Below are 17,351 nucleotides of genomic sequence, written 5' to 3' on the forward strand. Positions count from 1 at the left end.
GGGTCTATTCATATCTATAAGAGTATTAGAGACTTACCTTTTGACAATAGGGCAAAGATCTCTACAGTTAAATCCTTTTATTTGTTTCTTTGCAACTACTTTTTTATATATGTTTCAAAACACTTTCTTTACTTCCGCTATGTTTTTTACTTCATTTATTAAAATAATCTTGCCATTTTGAAAACATTGTTGATTCACTGAAGCCACTTTTTAGGACCTGTAACACTATGTAAAATACATCCTAAATCAACTATGTTTTTTTTAATTTTTCATTTGTATAATTTTGCAACTTTACCCAACCATATAGATAATAAAAACCCGTTTGTCATAGAAACAGAATTCTATATCAAACAGCTATTGCCTGCTTAAGCCAATGAATATGTGAACAAGCACTTTAAGTTTGTGTGGACGCACAATATTCATTTCAATTACTGCTATGTAAATTTTAAACATTCAAATTAATTGCCTCTTTAAGCCTTGCATTAGCAATTACTATAATTTTACGCATTAGAGCTGTTATAGCTACCATCTTCTTCTTACCACTTTCAACAAGCTTAGAATAAAAGGTGCCAAGTGCAGATTTGGACCTTGCAGCAGACATGGCAGATGTAAAGAGCTTTGAACGAACATTACTTCTACCTCCTATAATCCTTCGGTAACCAACAGTTTTACCACTTTCCCTAGGATGAGGTGCTACTCCGGCAAGACTTGCTACTTCTTTTCTACTTAAGTAGCCAAGCTCTGGCATTAAACACAAAAAATCTTGTGATAACTTTTTGCCTATTCCAGGAACTGTTTTAAGGATTTTTTGACGTTGTTGTAGCTCATGGCTTTCATCAATAATTTTTTGTATAGTGTCATTGAGTTCGTTTATTTGATTATTGAAAAATTCAATGGTCTTCTGGCAACTTTCCTTTATATGGTCATTTTCAGGAGCTTCCAGTCTACACTTTTCCTGAGCTCTCATTTGCGTAATGTCATCACGACGTTGACAAAGTGCAACCAGGGTTGATTGTTCTTTTGATTGTAGGTACAAATAGAGAGAGAGTTCTATGGCGTTCAAATCCATATTGAGCAAGAGCCCTCGCATCTGATTTATCAGACTTTGCTACAGTTCCGTGAGACAAGATAAAGCTTTTTACTTTACGAGTATTAGCTCGATGTACTGCAATATTCTTGTCAATAAGAAAATGTGACAAACCAAGCTCATATTTTCCTGTGTTTTCCAAAGTTACTAAAGAATTAGGTAGAATATCTGAAAACTTTTGAAATAATTGTTGCCAAACATCAGAATCATTGTCAAATTTGACAGCGTTCTTCTGTTTGTGAATTGCAACGACATTTTTAAATTTTCCGATATCAATGCCAATAAAATTTTGATAAGATGTAACCATAACAAACCTCGATAGTTTTAGTTAATTTAAGATTGTAAACGGGTGCATATATATGTCCCAAGCAACTATTCAAACGTATCGAGAGATGGGCTAGTGTACCTTGATTTAAACGGTTGTAGTACCAATATTCTTCCGGTCGCACACGCCCATGATAGTCCTATTCCTATAGTGAGTAGGGCTATCTTATCCTCTTTTATATCACATTTTCAACTTACAATATTCTTGATTTTGTTTCTTTCTACAGAACTCTACTCAGTTTTTCTCCTACTCATCTTGCTCTGTTTTCATAATTTACATACTCTATCTCCGGCTTTATTCCTTTCTTGAGATCATGTACAGTCTCTAAAACGAGTTTGTAAAATGATTATTTCTGTATTTTAAACTTTGCAATTTCAACTTATTCTCTTTAATAGTAAGTTTTTTACAAAATAATAGTTTGAAATTACTAGTATTTTGATAAAAATTATAGTCAATTTAAAACTTTGAGTATCAGATAATTATTGACAAGTTATATACTATTAATATATTGGTATATTAAATATTATGATATAATATTTAATAAAGCTAGTTGGTATGTGAGAGTAAAAATTATGGAAACAATATCATTAAACAATCTGGATAGTGAAGCAATAAAAAAAAAATTGCTTGGCATAATAAGTAAAATTATAGGAAAAAATACTTGGACTCAAGCTTGTGCGGCTGAGAAACTTGGTATTGATCAACCAAAGGTGTCACAAATTAAAAGTGGTAAGATAAGTGGTTTTTCTTTAGAGAGACTGTTAGGTTTTTTGAAAAAGCTTGATCATGAAATAACAATTACAATAACAGAAAATCAATCAGTAAAAGCTAAAGAAGAAAAAGTAGAATGTAGAATTGGATCTCAATAGATCTGAAGTTGACATCTTATTTTTTGTGATATAGTATAAAGCTTATCAAGGTAGTATTTTATGGTTGAGTCTATTGTAGAAAAGTGTGTAGAACAGGTACACAACCGTTTTAAATTGGTTCTGCTAGCAAGTCAAAGAACGCATGATTTGAGTACAGGGGCAAGCGATCCCGTTGAAATGGTTAAGTTTAAAGATCATAAGGATACGATAGTTTCTTTATATGAAATAGCGGAAAAGAAGGTGAATACTCATGAGTTGTTTAACCTTTTGGTCAAAAGGTGCAAGGAGCACATGAAAGGAAACACAGATAATACTTATATTAATAGTCCAAGTAAGCTAGCAAATTTGTTAAATTTTTCTGATCATCAACTTAACACAAGTCTGGATGTAAGTCAAGAAAGCCATGATGATGAAATAGATGATCAAGATAGTGGTGAAGAAGTACCGATTTAGAAATCTGCAGAGGTTATAATAGTTTATAAATGATTAGTATTGCTATCTATGTGCTTTTGTTCTGTATGAGTGTAATGTTATGTTGTATAGTATTTAGGTCAAGTGATGTTTACAATAAGATTTTAGCATTCAATAATTTATCAACACAATTAGTTTTACTCATAACAGCAATATCGATTGTTCTGAATGATTTTTTTTTAATTGATATAGCATTACTATATGCTAGCATTAGCTTTATATCAACTATAGCGCTAATGAGATTAATGTTGTTTTGATAATTTATGGTAGCATCCATTCTCATATTTTTAGGTGTTTGTTTAATAGTCATTTCAAGCGTAGGAGTAGTAGTATTTCCTGATTTCTATACTAGACTACATGCTGCAGGTATTGCAGATTCTAGTGGCGCAATGTTGTTGTTGATTGGTTTTGCTTGGCAAAATGAATTTTCAATCAATACTATTAAAGTTATATTATTAATTTTTATAATATGGATAGCCAATTCAACTAACAGTTATATTTTAGCGCGTACTTATTATAAAAGTAAAGACTATTAAAGAAGGTTAAGATGCTAGAAACACTGAATCTAATATTACTTTTGCTGTTACTCACGGTTACAGTTTTTATAGTTCTTTCGAAACATTTGGTTGTAAGTGCTGTTCTAATGTGTGTATTTAGTGCACTTATTGCACTTATGTACTTGATTATGAATGCGCCAGATGTTGCAATTACTGAAGCTTCTGTTGGTGCAGGATTGAGCACAGTCTTTACGTTTGCAGCACTCTCTTTGGTAAAGAATTACAAAGCAAATTTATCTCATAGCCCCACAACACTTTTTTTTATGTTATTTTTGACTGCATGTTTATCATACTTTATGATTCAATTACCAGATTTTGGCAGTCATAATGCTCCAGTTCACTTGCACGTTGCTCCTTATTATGTAGAAAGTACTGAAAAAGCTATTGGTATTCCTAATATAGTGACAGCTGTTTTAGCAAGCTTTCGTGGCTATGACACATTTGGAGAAACTATAGTAGTTTTTACTGCTGCACTTTGTATAATGTTAATATTAGAAGAGAAAGAAAGTGATTAAAGATCCGGTATTAAGTGCAGTAACATTTTTGATGATACCTTTTATCATTTTGTTTGGTTTATATATACAGTTTCATGGTGACTATACTCCAGGTGGAGGTTTTCAGGCGGGAATAATTATTGCTTCTGGGATAATATTATATTCTATGTTATTTGATATACCTACAACTTTAAAAGCAATACCTTACTCTATTATCAAATTTACTAACGTACTAGGTATTTTAACCTATGGAGGAGCTGGTATTATAACAGTTTTATTTGGCCAAAATTTTTTATCCTATAGTATATTGTCAGCTGATAGTAGAACAGGTCAAAAATTGGGTATTTTCTTAGTGGAGCTGGGTGTATTGCTTACCGTTTCTTCTTCCATGTTAATCATATATATAAATTTTGCTCGCAAGAAAAAACAATGACTCTATATAATTATGTAGGCATTACTATATTAATGGTGCTAGGTTTCTATATCATTGTAAATGATAAAAACTTAATCAAAAAAATGATGGGATTAAGTGTCTTACAAGCATCTGTTTTGTTGTTTTACATATCTTTAGGGTATGTAAAAAGTTCTTTACCTCCTATATTGACTTCAAATTTTCACTTATATACCAATCCTATACCTCACGTCTTAATGCTTACTGCTATAGTGGTTGGAATTGCAACATTTTCAGTTGGATTGTCCATAGTAGTAAGAATAGAGAGATTAGTTGATTAATAAAGAGTGTGAATAAATTGATAGTATCTTAAACTATATGAAGTAGCAAGTAACTATAAATTAAGAATAAAACTATAAGCTTGCTAATTGTAAGTTTATTTGATAAATAAGAAATAAAATTATAAACTGTAAAGGTAATGATGTCAACTATTAATGGTACGGAAGATAGGAAAAAGATCATCAAAGATCTTGTAACCAAAAGTATAAGAAAGGGCGGTTTTATCACTTTTGATGATATAAATGATAAGTTATCAGATGAAAATTTTTCAACTGATTTTATAGATGATACTATAGCTTTATTGCAAGACTCTGGAATTAACATACTCGAAAGTAGTGAAGATGAGGAAGAAGCTCCTTCTAATGATGATGGTAATAAGCTTGATGATGAGACATCGTTGAATACTACTACAACTTTAGTGCAAAATGATGATCCAGTAAGGATTTATTTACAGGATATGAGCTCTGTAAAGCTTTTGTCACGAGCAGATGAAATTAAGATAGCAAAAAAAATTGAATCTGAAAAGCATAACATGTTACGTGCAATAATTGAAACATCAGTGGCATTCAAAATAATCAAAACATGGCGTGATGATTTAAGTGGTGGAACTTTTTTACTGAGAGAAATTATAAATCTGGATGCAATTTATAACTCTGATTTTAATATGGTAGACAAAGAAGAAAGTGAAGTTGAAGATGTTAGAGATTGTGTTAATGATGAGGAAAAAGGTAATGATGAAAAGGGAAATGAGAGTGAAGACATAAGTTCAGCTAACTTAAATATTTCTGTTCTTGAAATGGAAAGTGATTTATTGCCAAAGGTTATCACGGCATTGGATGAGATCATTGCTTTAACAAATGAAGCATTGGTATTGAAAAAAAATTCTAAAGATTTCTCTAATGAGCTAGAAAATTTATATAATCAAATATGGTCTGTAGCATTACAAATTCAGTTTAGTGATGCTGCTATTACCAGAATTACACAAAAACTTTACGAAATAAGTAGACTAATCACGTTTGAAGAAGCTAATCTTATTACTGAAGCTAGAAAGTACGGTATTGATAGAGAAAGTTTGTATAATGTTTATGATGATGTGCTTTTAGAGCACGAGTTGAGTGAAATAAGTTTTCTCAAGATTAATGAAAATCAATCTCTTTTTACAGGTGAATTAAAAAATAAATTCTTAAGGTTTATAAACGATAGCTATGAGTATATAGCTAGTGCCTTAAGCAATATTAAGAGTTATGTACAAGGAGATAAAGTTCAGGAGTTTAAGAAGGTAATCAAGAGAATACAGAAACATGAACAAGAAGTCTCTCAAGCAAAGCAAGAAATGATTAAGGCTAATTTAAGGCTGGTGGTTTCGATTGCTAAAAAGTATTCAAAAAGAGGACTTGATCTGCTTGATTTGATACAAGAAGGTAATATTGGTCTTATGAAGGCTGTGGATAAGTTTGATTACAAACGTGGGTATAAATTTTCGACTTATGGTACTTGGTGGGTAAAACAATCAATCACTAGGGCAATACCTGAACAGTCTAAAGTAGTTAGAATACCAGTACATATGGTGGAAATTATCAGTAAAATCAACAAAGCATTAAGAAAGATGACTCATGAAATGGGTAGAGAGCCTACATTAGAGGAATTGAGTATAGAATTGGCGATGCCGCTAGAAAGAATACGCAAAGTTATGAAGATAGCAAGAGATCCGGTAAGTCTTGAAGCTCCAACAGGAAAGGATGATAGTAGTACCTTCGGTGATTGTATAGAAGATAAGCGAGTTTCTAAACCAGAGGATGCTGCAATACTTGCCGACTTGCGTGGCATTACGACCAATGTTCTTGCAACTTTAACACCAAAAGAAGAAAGAATTTTAAGGATGCGCTTTGGCCTTGGTAAAGATGGAAAGGAGCATACCTTAGAAGAAGTAGGAAAAATTTTTAATGTTACACGTGAAAGAATTAGGCAAATAGAGGCAAAAGCACTACGTAAGTTGAAACATCCAAGCCGTGCTAAAAAACTTAGAGGTTTCTTTTAAGGCAGAAGGGCTGCTCAAAAAATAGGTAAAATTCAGCCAAAGTTCTATAATTTTACCCTATTTTTCTTTTTTTATAGGCTTTATAGAGCAGTATGATTAGATATTGAATGTTATGGCAAATAAAAATAATAACTCTAATTCAAAGTGTAAAAATTTTTGTGTTCTGGGTGATAGTTTATCTGATAATGGTGTAATTATTGAAATTTTAATAACTTATCCTTTGTAAGAAACGTGAAACTTAATGCCCCTTTTTATTAAGGAGGATTTTTAGCAATGGCCTTACTGTTGTTGAATATGTAGCAAAGTATTTAGGTTTAGAAGAATTTGAGTCATCATGGAGATGCTCATTTTTTGATCGATACTATGAACAGCAAGATCATAACTATGCGATTTTATATGCAACAGCATCTGAAATTCTTAACCCTATTTTTTCTTATTTCCTCAATAAATTTCGTTTAGTTAATCAGCTAAACGCAGTAATTAAACATCATCCAGACGTAGGTAAAGGAGATTTTATTTTTCATTATAATCGAGGAAATAATATTATGGGTGCCACTGCTTATAACAATGTTAAAGCAGAAAAAGTATTGAAATAAAGCGGTTAGTGAAATATGTAATGCATTTGGTTCTAAATTAATATGGTGTAAAGCATGTGATTGTTGCAAATGTGACTGAGGTTGGTTTGATACTAGCTTTAATAAAGACGAAAAGCAAGAGAGCTGGCTGCAAAGCTTACACAGAGTTTCAATACAAAATTAGCTAATGATTTAGATTATATGAAGAAAGGTGCAGATCTTGAAATAAAAGCATTCGATCTTAACTCTAAAATGAAAAGTATGCTTGTTAAATATAAGAGCAAAGGGTTAAATGATCGAGATGCATACCTATCAAACATCGTAGACCAGTTTGGGGTAGGGTGATTTGGAAAAAGTATGAAGATACTCTTGTTGATATTTAAAGGAAGGCTTGATACTTACTATAATTCTGGATGCAGCACAGAAATACTAAAGGATTATTTCTTTTTTGATTATTTTTATCCAACTGCAGAACCTTATTGTGAAGTTGGTAATGAAATGTATGAGTTGATAAAAAATTAGATTTCTTTTAAACATCTTTACGGTTTATAGTAACTATCTGCGTAGCTGAATGGTAAAGGGAGGGGGGTAAACAAAGTAATCTAAAATATAGAGAAAATACAACGGTGCTTGATACAATAGCTATTGCGATTTTATCCTCTTTTTGTCATTTTAGTGCTAGAATGACATTCTGCTAGTGAAGTTTATTCTTTGATATATTAACTATAAATATAGAGAAGTCTTACTAAATAAAAAGGTAAAAGGAACCTCTGAGTAGTGAAATTTTGACTCTATATTACTGTAAGTGGTGCTGTAATAATGTTCTAACAAGCGCGACTTGGCTGAGTATAGAAAAAATTTAAAAAACCGCTATAATTTTACGTAATTTACCAATAAACACCTAAGTTTTTACTGGATTTTGTGATTGATCCTACAGTCAAAAACAAATTTTGAGTCATAAATACTTTTAGTGCCATAATAAAATAGGTAGGTTTGTCAAGTAAAGTTCTTTATTTCATCAGATGCGCTGCCAAATTGTTATGCAAGCAAGTTTTTTAGTTTTCGTATATCCGAAGTAATTCTTGTGCATTGGCCTTGATTAGAGTCGGACATTCTCTATCATTTAATAATGAATGCAATATTTCAATTGCACCTTTAATGTCGTTACTGTGTATCTTTACTATAGCGATAGCTTCTTGGCTTGAATAAGGGTACACTGCATTTGATTCTAAATTACTAATTTTATCTCTATTTGTTTTTTCATCGCTGGAGTGAAGTAAGCTCATTACTTCTAAGTATTGTGCTAACTCACGCAAAACATCAGGAGCATCTTTATCGTCTGCCAAATCATTATAAATAATAGATGCCGTGTCTGTTGGCATTGAATCTGAGATATGATTGAATGCGCGTTCAAAATTTGCTAAATATTCCCAATTTGAATCTATTTCTTCTAGCAGTGACTTATTATCTTTTTTTAAGAATAATACTTCGTAAAACTTGTCACCTGCAGTTATAGATTGTTTTGTGTTATCAATGTTACGCAATAAGTATAATGTGATGCCAACTAACATTGGCGCGAGTGCAAGCAGAAAGATGTATTTTTTCATGGTAATATTCCAAATAGTTATATATTTATACATTAATGCTTTTGATTTGCAAAAACATATTGACATAGTGATTATATCACATAATAATATTCTTAGAGTTGTTTGAATAGTTGGAGATTAAAATATTTCTAAAGTAGAAATAAAGACAGCAGTATTAAGCTAAATTATTTTTTGTCGGATTTATCCGATGTACCCTCAACCTTTTATAGGTTGAAGTCTAAATTTGAGAGTTTGATCCTGGCTCAGAATGAACGCTGGCGGCAGGCCTAACACATGCAAGTCGAACGGAGTTATATTGTAGCTTGCTATGGTATAACTTAGTGGCAGACGGGTGAGTAATGTATAGGAATCTACCTAGTAGTACGGAATAATTGTTGGAAACGGCAACTAACACCGTATACGTCCTACGGGGGAAAAATTTATTGCTATTAGATGAGCCTATATTAGATTAGCTAGTTGGTGGAGTAATAGCCTACCAAGGCAATGATCTATAGCTGATCTGAGAGGATGATCAGCCACACTGGAACTGAGATACGGTCCAGACTCCTACGGGAGGCAGCAGTGGGGAATATTGGACAATGGGCGAAAGCCTGATCCAGCCATGCCGCATGAGTGAAGAAGGCCTTTGGGTTGTAAAGCTCTTTTAGTGAGGAAGATAATGACGGTACTCACAGAAGAAGTCCTGGCTAACTCCGTGCCAGCAGCCGCGGTAATACGGAGAGGGCTAGCGTTATTCGGAATTATTGGGCGTAAAGGGCGCGTAGGCTGGTTAATAAGTTAAAAGTGAAATCCCGAGGCTTAACCTTGGAATTGCTTTTAAAACTATTAACCTAGAGATTGAAAGAGGATAGAGGAATTCCTGATGTAGAGGTAAAATTCGTAAATATTAGGAGGAACACCAGTGGCGAAGGCGTCTATCTGGTTCAAATCTGACGCTGAAGCGCGAAGGCGTGGGGAGCAAACAGGATTAGATACCCTGGTAGTCCACGCTGTAAACGATGAATGTTAAATATGGGAAGTTTACTTTCTGTATTACAGCTAACGCGTTAAACATTCCGCCTGGGGACTACGGTCGCAAGATTAAAACTCAAAGGAATTGACGGGGACCCGCACAAGCGGTGGAGCATGTGGTTTAATTCGATGCAACGCGAAAAACCTTACCACTTCTTGACATGGAAATCATACCTATTCGAAGGGATAGGGTCGGTTCGGCCGGATTTTACACAAGTGTTGCATGGCTGTCGTCAGCTCGTGTCGTGAGATGTTGGGTTAAGTCCCGCAACGAGCGCAACCCTCATCCTTAGTTGCCATCAGGTAATGCTGAGTACTTTAAGGAAACTGCCAGTGATAAGCTGGAGGAAGGTGGGGATGATGTCAAGTCATCATGGCCTTTATGGAGTGGGCTACACACGTGCTACAATGGTGTCTACAATGGGTTGCAAGGTGCGCAAGCCTAAGCTAATCCCTAAAAGACATCTCAGTTCGGATTGTACTCTGCAACTCGAGTACATGAAGTTGGAATCGCTAGTAATCGTGGATCAGCATGCCACGGTGAATACGTTCTCGGGTCTTGTACACACTGCCCGTCACGCCATGGGAATTGGTTTCACTCGAAGCTAATGGCCTAACCGCAAGGAAGGAGTTATTTAAAGTGGGATCAGTGACTGGGGTGAAGTCGTAACAAGGTAGCAGTAGGGGAATCTGCAGCTGGATTACCTCCTTAGGCTTTGTACGTAATTCACCATTTCAAATAATAGTGTCATTATGTACTATACTGCTGTCTTTACTTCTACTTTATTTTTTAATTTCTCGATAACGAAATTTTATGAGTAATAGGCCTCTTTCCCCACATTTACAAATATATAAAGTACAAGTTACTAGTTTTTTTTCTATTATGCATAGATTGACTGGTATCTTGCTATTTCTTTTATTAATCATACTTTCTTGGTATTTTATATTATATGTTTACTCCCCTAAGTTAATTATAGTAAGGTGCTTAAATGCATTATTGTTCACTCCTGTTGCTAAATTAGCTTATATCTTGTGCTTTGTAAGCTTTATGTATCATTTTCTTAATGGTATTCGTCATTTATTGTGGGATGCTGGGCTTAATTTAGAAATTGCTAGTGTTTTAAAAAGTGCTATGTTACTAACAATAATGCTATTTCTTTCTACTATGGCTTTTTTATTTATATTTATATGAGTCAATCTGTAAATTCAGTACATCATTGGTGGATCCAGCGTGTTTCTGCGGTGATTTTGTTATTTTTATTTCCTTGGTTTATTTACTCATTTTCTTGCACATTTTATGTTGATGGCCCTCTATCTTTTAATGAAAAATTATTTCAGGCTATTAATCATCCACTAGAGCTTTTGTTTTTTGTTATACTGGTGTTTTGCATTTTTTGGCATGCAGTTCTTGGAATGCAGGTAGTGTGTGAAGATTATATAGACAGCGTACCTCTAAGGATTTTTACAATTACATGCATAAAATACTTATCAAGCATTACTTATATAGTCCTTGCTTTTACGACTTTTTTCTTTTATAGGCATATTTTCTTGTAAAATTGTTAGTTTTGTGTTAATATATTATTAGTTTACTAATTTTATTATTGAACTATAGCGATTTTGGTTTGACAACATGTTCGGAGTGTTAAAAAAAGCAGTAACAGATTTTACACTTAAAGCAAAAGGTTTATTTGCTTCATCTGAATCTCAAGTTTATGTCAAGGATCTTAGAAAGGTAATGACCTATACAGATGGAAGAAAATGCAAATATCCAAAGAATTACGATCAGATTGTAGAATCTGGGAAAGTTATAGAAAGTAAGAATAGTGATGGTGAGACTATATATAAACTTTCATATGGCGAGAGAGATCGAAAGCGGTCAAGTTTTGAATTAACTTTTGTCAAGGAAACGGACGATAGGTCTTATTTTACTATTGACTTTTTAGTTAATCGGGAAAAAAACAAGGATGTTAAGCATTATGATGGCTACTATAAACCATTTGAGTTTTCAAAAATCGATCTTGAAAAACATATTCCAATTTTTGAAGCTAAAAAAACTAATGATCCTAAATATCCGTTTAAATTAACTCACTCTTCTGTGCTAATGAAAAAGGTAAAAAATGGAGAGGGTAAAGTTCAGGGATTTGTTGATGAAAAGGGAAGAAATGGAGAATTACTATACACTAGTAATTATAAAAAATTAAGCACTAATTTTTCAGAAATTAGAGATCAAAATGGTAGTCTAGAGCTAGATAAAAGTCTGATATCTGTTCCTATTGTTTTTGTTGCGGGTTTAGCTAAGATTTGTGCTAGAATGCTGACTTTTATTCCTATGAAATTAGGAGAGAATTTGATAGCTAGAAAAAATCGAGTTGCAAAATCTTTTGGTTATCTTTTTTTCACTCCTGCAGTGGTAGTAAAAAATTTAGTAAATATGGGAGCTACAATACTTAAGGTTCCAATTTTATTATTTGTAGAAAATGAGAAAAAGTATGGTGATGCTTATCTTACTATGTTGAAACACCAATTGAAAGAATGTTGGAAAGAGGCAAAAAGTGACTTTAATATTATTAAAGGTGAAGAAGGGCTAAAGCCGGAGCAGAAGGATCATAAGCCACTCAGTATAGTGGGTACATGGGATGAGCTTGATGCTAGAAGTCCAGGTATTGAAAGAGACTTGGAAAAGGCGCTGAATAAAAGTAGTGAAAGTATAGATAAATCCAGAGAACCAGGTGTTGGAGAAAGCTTAAAGGAGAAGCCGCAAAACAAAACTGATAAAAAAATAGCTGCAGCCGTTAATCAAAAAAGCAGCATTCCTCATATTGATAGAGAGATAGAAAGAAGACAAGACTCATCACGAAATGTAGGGATTCCATAATGCTCGTAGTCAACCATCACTTTAAATTACTTTTTACTTTAATCATCTCACAATAAAAACTTGCATGCATTTTGCCGTTAGTATAAGATATTAATCAAATAGTTAATATCTTAATTAAATGCGCCCTGTAATACTGTGTGGTGGTAGTGGCAGCAGACTTTGGCTTCTATCTAAGCCAAAGCAATTTCAGAAAATATTTAGTCAGAATACTATGTTTCACAACACTTTGTTGAGGCTAAAAAGCGATTATATGCCACCCATCATTACCACAAATATACAATATGAGTCATTATTGATGCAGGAATTACATGCATTACAGGAATGTAAAGTAGTTTTTGAACCAGTTAAAATTGGGACAGCGGCAGCAATACTAATTGCTGTGCTTCTCTGCGATAGGAACGAGACAATCTTAGTTCTTCCTTCAGACCATTTTATAGGTGATTTGAATAGTTTTTATGTTTCTATTGAGAAAGCGTCTAAGCTAGCCTCTGAAACTGACTCTATAGTCACTTTTGGGGTAAAGCCTCATGAATTCAATTCTGAATACGGCTATATAAATGCAGTATATGGTCAGAAAGAAAAATGTCATATAGTAAAAGATTTTACAGAAAAACCCGAGCGTAAGGTAAGTAACGATCATTATTGGAACTCTGGAATATTTGTGTTTAGAGCAAAACGCTATATATGAGATAAAAAAAATTGCTCCGACTCTCTATAATTTATGTTGTAAAAGTATGAAGCATTTTGTACCACGAGAGAGATTTCTGTATTTAGAACAGCAAAATTGTGCAGGAATGGGTGATACATCTATTGATCACCTAGTGATAGAAAAAGCAGAAAATATTGTAATGATAGAAGCCAATTTCGATTGGATGGATGTTGGCACTTGGGGTTCAGTTTTAGAGTTAAGTAAGAGATTTAATAAGAATTTTGAGTCGTTTCAAGCTGTAACCAACGGAAGAGAGCCAGTTTTGATGACAGAAAATGATGCAAAAAATTTACTAGGTAGAGTTTATAAACAGCCAAGTAAGAGCCTAATGTTGTTCATTAATAAAGTTAAGGAAGTAAAGCCAATAAGGAAAGAGATTAAGCCATGGGGATTTTATAGTGTAGTTTTAATGGGCAAGGATTTTCTTATAAAATATCTTTTTATAAATCCACTAAGCTGCACTTCTAAGCAATTTCACCACTATAGAGATGAGTACCATATAATACTATCAGGAGTTGGATATGTTAGTTTAGATGACAAAACATATGCTATAACGAAAAATCATGTAATAGAGATTCCAAGGAAGGTGTTTCATAAAATTGAGAATAAAAGTACAAGATTTCCTCTTGAGATAGTTGAGTTTCAGGTAGGAAAGTTTTTATCTGATAATGATATAGTAAGATTGGACGATATATATGGAAGGTCTTAATATAGAATATTGAATATATTCTATAAGCTTGCTAAATTTAGACAACCTAATTTGAGGTAAAGGAAAAATTACAGTTATATGAAGCATAAAAAGTATGATATTTAAATCTTAGTATAATGTCTATTGCCTTTGAATTTACTATGGCTATTCGCTATTTGCGAGCAAAGAATTCTAGATTTTGCTCTATAATGGCCTTGTTTTCTATTATTGGTATTGCTCTTGGAGTTGCAACGCTAATAGTAGTAATGTCTGTAATGAATGGGTTCAGAGCAAAGCTGCTCGACTCTGTACTTGGCATTAATGGCCATATTAATGTTTACTTTGATAGAAGCATAAATTCAGATTACCACGTAGTGTTAAAATCTATTGAGAAAATCCCAGGTGTATTAAAAGCTACTTCTATGACCAATGATCAAGTGATCGTTGCAGCAAATGGTGGAATTGTGGGTAGCGTAGTCCGTGGTGTGTCAACTAAAGACTTACTTAATAATACTACCGTTAAGAATAATGTAATTATGGGTAACGTGGAAAAATTCGATGAAGGTATCATAATAGGGGCAAGATTAGCAGAAGCTTTGAATATTGATTATGGTGATAACATTATGCTTATATCACCTGAAGGATTTGACGCATTGTCTGGTGAAATACCAAAAATGAAAGAATATAAAGTTGTAGCAATATTTGATATGGGTATGTTTGAGTATGATAATACTTTGGTGTATATGCCCATAAAGTCAGCTCAAGCTTTTTTTAATTATAAAGATAATGTGAGAAGTATAGAAGTGTTTGTAGATGATATTGCTATGGCTAATAAGCTAGCAAACGTTATAGCAAAAGAAACAGGAATGAGAGCTGAAAGTTGGCAATCTCAGCAAAGCCATTATGTTAATGCTTTAAAGACTGAAAGAAATGTGATGTTTTTAATTCTCACTTTAATTATAGTTGTAGCAGCATTCAATATTGTTTCAAGTTTGATGATGATAGTGCAAGAAAAGAAATCTGCAATTGCAATTATGCGTACATTTGGTGCAACAAGCGGAAGCATTATGCGCATATTTTGTGCTTGTGGATTGCTCATTGGTTTTACAGGAACTTGTCTTGGCTCTATTATAGGGGTTGTTTTTTCTCTCAATATTGAAAATATTAGAGTGTTTTTAGAAAACATTACCAACATCAAGCTATTTGATCCTATGATATACTTTTTTTCAAGTTTGCCAGTGATATTAGTTTCTCAAGATGTAGTGAACATTTCTGCACTTGCATTGTTCTTGTCATTTTTAGCAACAATTCCTCCTGCATTGCAGGCAGCTGCACAAGACCCAGCGGAGATATTACGTTATGAATGATACTCGAAAAAAATGCATAGGTTGGTTCTTAATTGTATTGTTATTTGCCAGCTATATTACAATAAATAACATAATATTTTTTAAAATAAATCAGCAAGAAAGTGAAGACAGTATAAGTGTTTTAACGGAAAAGATAGATGAACTTAGAATGTTGCTTGAAATTAATCAATCTAGGGTAGAAAAAAGGATATTTGACTTAAAGAGAAATCTTCACACTCAATGTGAGCAGGGTGATGGTAGTTTAAGGCATAAGAACCTCGCAAAGTTGCTGCTACTTGTGATTAAGATGAAGAATTCGTTATTGCGAGGAGCCAAGTTTGATAATCATATAAATTCAATAAAGCCTTTGATATCAGAGCTTGACGATCCAGAAATAGAAAATGCAGTAAATGAATTGGAAAATTTGAAAGAGGTAGATACTTTACGCGGGTTGAAATTGTCTTTTGAGAAGAACATGACTGTTATTAACTACAATAAAAGTAACTTGTTTAAAAAAATCATTTCAAATTGGATAAAGATAGATGATCGTAGTGATCCACTCAGGTTAAAGCTTGCGGAAATTGAAGAATTAATAAGCGATAATGATTGGCAGAGCATAGCCACCGCAATAAGTGACTTAACATACCCAGAATTCAAACCATGGCTTAATAAATTGAATGATTTTATTGTAGCTTTCAAGAATACTTCAATAATATATCGTCACTTATTACAATACATCTCATGATTTATTTTATAATTTTTGCTTTTTCTTTTTTATTTGGCATATGGATCAAGGTAAGTGGTGAAGTAATAAAATTGGAATTAGGCAATTACACTATAAGTATTGATCTATATTTCGTTATTCTTGCTTGCGTAGTCTTATTATTTTTATTGATTGCAGTTGCACGTTTTTGTTCTTCTATTTCATCAACATTTGCTAACATAAAAAATAGAAGAAGAAGTAGGGAAGAATTGCTTCTCTTTGAAGCTTTCTTTAGCTTAGACTTAGGTAATATAGAGAACACCAATAAGCTAATTAAAAATCTAAATGAAGAAAGTGATAAATTATCTTTAGTAAAGCTCTTTAATTCAGGTAAAACGGGAAATTACAGCTTTTTCAGCCATAATTTAACGAGTATTGCAAGTAAAAATCGCAACTTAGCTCTACTTCTGATCAATAAACTGATTATTTACCTAAAGCAAGAAAGGTTAGTCTTTCAAAAATTTATAGAATATTGCTCTAGTTCAATTAATGATAAAATTTTGTCTATTCCCTTTCAAATAGAGCATTGTATATTGCAAGAAGATTGGATAAATGCAATTTCAAAGTTAAAGGAAGCTATCAAATTCAATATTTTTCTTCCCTTTGATCGTAAAAAGATGTTAGCGGTTTTTTATTGCGCTTTAGCAAAGCAATACGAAAGTAAAGGAAGTTTTTACAAAGCTATAGATTATTTAGCTAAAGCACAAAGTTATTATGCAACTTTTCAGCCCATCAATTATTTAAAGGCAGAATTATATATCAAGCTTGAAAAAATCAGAAAAGCTTCTACAGTATTAGAGGAAGAGTATAGAGTAAATCCTACTCCTCAATCAGCTAGAATGTATATCAAGTTAAATAATAAAGGCGCTGAAAGACTATATAACTTACGCCCTGATTATTATTTTAGTTATTGCTTGCTTGCTTTGTCTTCAATTAGCTTAGGGAAATATGATCTTGCAAGTCAGCATTTAGATATTGCTATGAAAAAAGCTAATTACATATCAATCTACCTTGTGATGGTACAGCTCAAGATTATGCTACAAGAGTATGATCAAGCAATTTACTGGCTAAATAAGATGGACTCAGAAGCTGTGCCTGATCCAGATTGGAAATGTGTTGATTGTAATAAAGAGCTAAAGCAATGGGATTATAAGTGCTCAAGTTGCAATAGTCTTAATTGTATTTACCTTATATTATAAGACTCCA

General features: G+C 32.9%; 17 protein-coding genes, 1 rRNA gene and 2 pseudogenes. 18 read left to right on the forward strand and 2 right to left on the reverse strand.

All coding sequences use genetic code 11. The annotated features are described in order from the left end of the window. Window positions 1–445 precede the first annotated feature (445 nt). A pseudogene (locus tag JKF54_RS04585) lies at window positions 446–1,394 on the reverse strand (IS110 family RNA-guided transposase). Between the two features lie 590 nt (window positions 1,395–1,984). Between JKF54_RS04585 and JKF54_RS04590 the strand changes: the two are divergent. From JKF54_RS04590 to JKF54_RS04635, 10 genes are all read left to right on the forward strand, one after another. Further along, window positions 1,985–2,281, forward strand: a complete 297-nt coding sequence (locus JKF54_RS04590; RefSeq protein WP_211907726.1) for a helix-turn-helix domain-containing protein — start codon at window positions 1,985–1,987, stop codon at window positions 2,279–2,281. A gap of 60 nt (window positions 2,282–2,341) precedes the next feature. Then, a complete protein-coding gene (rpoZ, locus tag JKF54_RS04595) occupies window positions 2,342–2,734 on the forward strand; it encodes a DNA-directed RNA polymerase subunit omega (protein ID WP_007302435.1) in 393 nt (130 codons plus the stop codon). Between the two features lie 29 nt (window positions 2,735–2,763). After that, a complete protein-coding gene (locus JKF54_RS04600; RefSeq protein ID WP_012481980.1) occupies window positions 2,764–3,009 on the forward strand; it encodes a monovalent cation/H+ antiporter complex subunit F in 246 nt (81 codons plus the stop codon). 6 nt (window positions 3,010–3,015) lie between these two features. Continuing rightward, complete coding sequence (mnhG, locus tag JKF54_RS04605; protein WP_012481981.1) at window positions 3,016–3,288, forward strand: monovalent cation/H(+) antiporter subunit G; 273 nt, start codon at window positions 3,016–3,018, stop codon at window positions 3,286–3,288. An 11-nt stretch (window positions 3,289–3,299) separates the two neighbouring features. Continuing rightward, complete coding sequence (locus JKF54_RS04610; RefSeq protein ID WP_211907727.1) at window positions 3,300–3,824, forward strand: DUF4040 domain-containing protein; 525 nt, start codon at window positions 3,300–3,302, stop codon at window positions 3,822–3,824. Further along, the gene (locus tag JKF54_RS04615) at window positions 3,817–4,236 is read left to right on the forward strand and encodes a Na(+)/H(+) antiporter subunit B (protein ID WP_010404274.1); all 420 of its coding nucleotides are present in this window, start codon (window positions 3,817–3,819) and stop codon (window positions 4,234–4,236) included. The genes JKF54_RS04610 and JKF54_RS04615 overlap by 8 nt, the downstream gene beginning before the upstream one ends. Further along, the gene (locus JKF54_RS04620; protein ID WP_211907728.1) at window positions 4,233–4,535 is read left to right on the forward strand and encodes a cation:proton antiporter subunit C; all 303 of its coding nucleotides are present in this window, start codon (window positions 4,233–4,235) and stop codon (window positions 4,533–4,535) included. Before JKF54_RS04615 ends, JKF54_RS04620 begins: the two co-directional genes overlap by 4 nt. Window positions 4,536–4,675: 140 nt before the next feature. After that, the gene (gene rpoD / locus JKF54_RS04625) at window positions 4,676–6,571 is read left to right on the forward strand and encodes an RNA polymerase sigma factor RpoD (protein ID WP_211908756.1); all 1,896 of its coding nucleotides are present in this window, start codon (window positions 4,676–4,678) and stop codon (window positions 6,569–6,571) included. A 776-nt stretch (window positions 6,572–7,347) separates the two neighbouring features. Beyond that, complete coding sequence (locus JKF54_RS04630) at window positions 7,348–7,491, forward strand: GDSL family lipase (RefSeq protein ID WP_068651816.1); 144 nt, start codon at window positions 7,348–7,350, stop codon at window positions 7,489–7,491. A 12-nt stretch (window positions 7,492–7,503) separates the two neighbouring features. Then, window positions 7,504–7,668: a GDSL family lipase gene (locus JKF54_RS04635; protein ID WP_246433122.1), complete on the forward strand. Its 165-nt coding sequence runs from the start codon at window positions 7,504–7,506 to the stop codon at window positions 7,666–7,668. Window positions 7,669–8,201: 533 nt separating this feature from the next. Here the strand turns inward: JKF54_RS04635 and JKF54_RS04640 are convergent. Beyond that, on the reverse strand, window positions 8,202–8,819 hold the full coding sequence (locus JKF54_RS04640) for a hypothetical protein (protein ID WP_211907729.1): 618 nt from the start codon (window positions 8,817–8,819) through the stop codon (window positions 8,202–8,204). 153 nt (window positions 8,820–8,972) lie between these two features. Here JKF54_RS04640 and JKF54_RS04645 point away from each other — a divergent pair. From JKF54_RS04645 to JKF54_RS04680, 8 genes and pseudogenes are all read left to right on the forward strand, one after another. Then, a 16S ribosomal RNA gene (locus JKF54_RS04645) occupies window positions 8,973–10,476 on the forward strand. A 102-nt stretch (window positions 10,477–10,578) separates the two neighbouring features. After that, window positions 10,579–10,956 carry a succinate dehydrogenase, cytochrome b556 subunit gene (gene sdhC, locus JKF54_RS04650; RefSeq protein WP_211907730.1) on the forward strand — a complete coding sequence of 126 codons (378 nt, stop codon included), beginning with the start codon at window positions 10,579–10,581 and terminating at the stop codon, window positions 10,954–10,956. Beyond that, window positions 10,953–11,318, forward strand: a complete 366-nt coding sequence (gene sdhD / locus JKF54_RS04655; protein ID WP_211907731.1) for a succinate dehydrogenase, hydrophobic membrane anchor protein — start codon at window positions 10,953–10,955, stop codon at window positions 11,316–11,318. The genes sdhC and sdhD overlap by 4 nt, the downstream gene beginning before the upstream one ends. 76 nt (window positions 11,319–11,394) lie before the next feature. Next, on the forward strand, window positions 11,395–12,639 hold the full coding sequence (locus JKF54_RS04660; RefSeq protein ID WP_211907732.1) for a hypothetical protein: 1,245 nt from the start codon (window positions 11,395–11,397) through the stop codon (window positions 12,637–12,639). Window positions 12,640–12,757: 118 nt separating this feature from the next. Further along, window positions 12,758–14,057, forward strand: a pseudogene (locus JKF54_RS06900) (sugar phosphate nucleotidyltransferase). Window positions 14,058–14,173: 116 nt separating this feature from the next. Beyond that, window positions 14,174–15,403, forward strand: coding sequence for a lipoprotein-releasing ABC transporter permease subunit (locus tag JKF54_RS04670; protein ID WP_211907733.1), 1,230 nt, complete (start codon window positions 14,174–14,176; stop codon window positions 15,401–15,403). Further along, entirely contained in the window at window positions 15,396–16,127 is a 732-nt protein-coding gene (locus JKF54_RS04675) for a hypothetical protein (protein WP_211907734.1), read from the forward strand. Before JKF54_RS04670 ends, JKF54_RS04675 begins: the two co-directional genes overlap by 8 nt. Beyond that, on the forward strand, window positions 16,124–17,344 hold the full coding sequence (locus JKF54_RS04680) for a tetratricopeptide repeat protein (protein WP_211907735.1): 1,221 nt from the start codon (window positions 16,124–16,126) through the stop codon (window positions 17,342–17,344). Before JKF54_RS04675 ends, JKF54_RS04680 begins: the two co-directional genes overlap by 4 nt. The last annotated feature ends 7 nt before the right edge of the window (window positions 17,345–17,351 follow it).

The sequence above is a fragment of the Wolbachia endosymbiont of Spodoptera picta genome (assembly GCF_018141665.1).
Lineage (GTDB): Bacteria > Pseudomonadota > Alphaproteobacteria > Rickettsiales > Anaplasmataceae > Wolbachia.

Coding starts and splice junctions, on each gene's coding strand:
- JKF54_RS04670 (WP_211907733.1), top strand. CDS start 14,174: ATGTCTATTGCCTTTGAATTTACTATGGCTATTCGCTATTTGCGAGCA.
- JKF54_RS04590 (WP_211907726.1), top strand. CDS start 1,985: ATGGAAACAATATCATTAAACAATCTGGATAGTGAAGCAATAAAAAAA.
- JKF54_RS04635 (WP_246433122.1), top strand. CDS start 7,504: ATGAAGATACTCTTGTTGATATTTAAAGGAAGGCTTGATACTTACTAT.
- JKF54_RS04660 (WP_211907732.1), top strand. CDS start 11,395: ATGTTCGGAGTGTTAAAAAAAGCAGTAACAGATTTTACACTTAAAGCA.
- JKF54_RS04640 (WP_211907729.1), bottom strand. CDS start 8,819: ATGTCAATATGTTTTTGCAAATCAAAAGCATTAATGTATAAATATATA.
- sdhC (WP_211907730.1), top strand. CDS start 10,579: ATGAGTAATAGGCCTCTTTCCCCACATTTACAAATATATAAAGTACAA.
- JKF54_RS04620 (WP_211907728.1), top strand. CDS start 4,233: ATGACTCTATATAATTATGTAGGCATTACTATATTAATGGTGCTAGGT.
- mnhG (WP_012481981.1), top strand. CDS start 3,016: ATGGTAGCATCCATTCTCATATTTTTAGGTGTTTGTTTAATAGTCATT.
- JKF54_RS04675 (WP_211907734.1), top strand. CDS start 15,396: ATGAATGATACTCGAAAAAAATGCATAGGTTGGTTCTTAATTGTATTG.
- rpoD (WP_211908756.1), top strand. CDS start 4,676: ATGTCAACTATTAATGGTACGGAAGATAGGAAAAAGATCATCAAAGAT.
- JKF54_RS04600 (WP_012481980.1), top strand. CDS start 2,764: ATGATTAGTATTGCTATCTATGTGCTTTTGTTCTGTATGAGTGTAATG.
- JKF54_RS04630 (WP_068651816.1), top strand. CDS start 7,348: ATGAAGAAAGGTGCAGATCTTGAAATAAAAGCATTCGATCTTAACTCT.
- JKF54_RS04680 (WP_211907735.1), top strand. CDS start 16,124: ATGATTTATTTTATAATTTTTGCTTTTTCTTTTTTATTTGGCATATGG.
- sdhD (WP_211907731.1), top strand. CDS start 10,953: ATGAGTCAATCTGTAAATTCAGTACATCATTGGTGGATCCAGCGTGTT.
- rpoZ (WP_007302435.1), top strand. CDS start 2,342: ATGGTTGAGTCTATTGTAGAAAAGTGTGTAGAACAGGTACACAACCGT.
- JKF54_RS04610 (WP_211907727.1), top strand. CDS start 3,300: ATGCTAGAAACACTGAATCTAATATTACTTTTGCTGTTACTCACGGTT.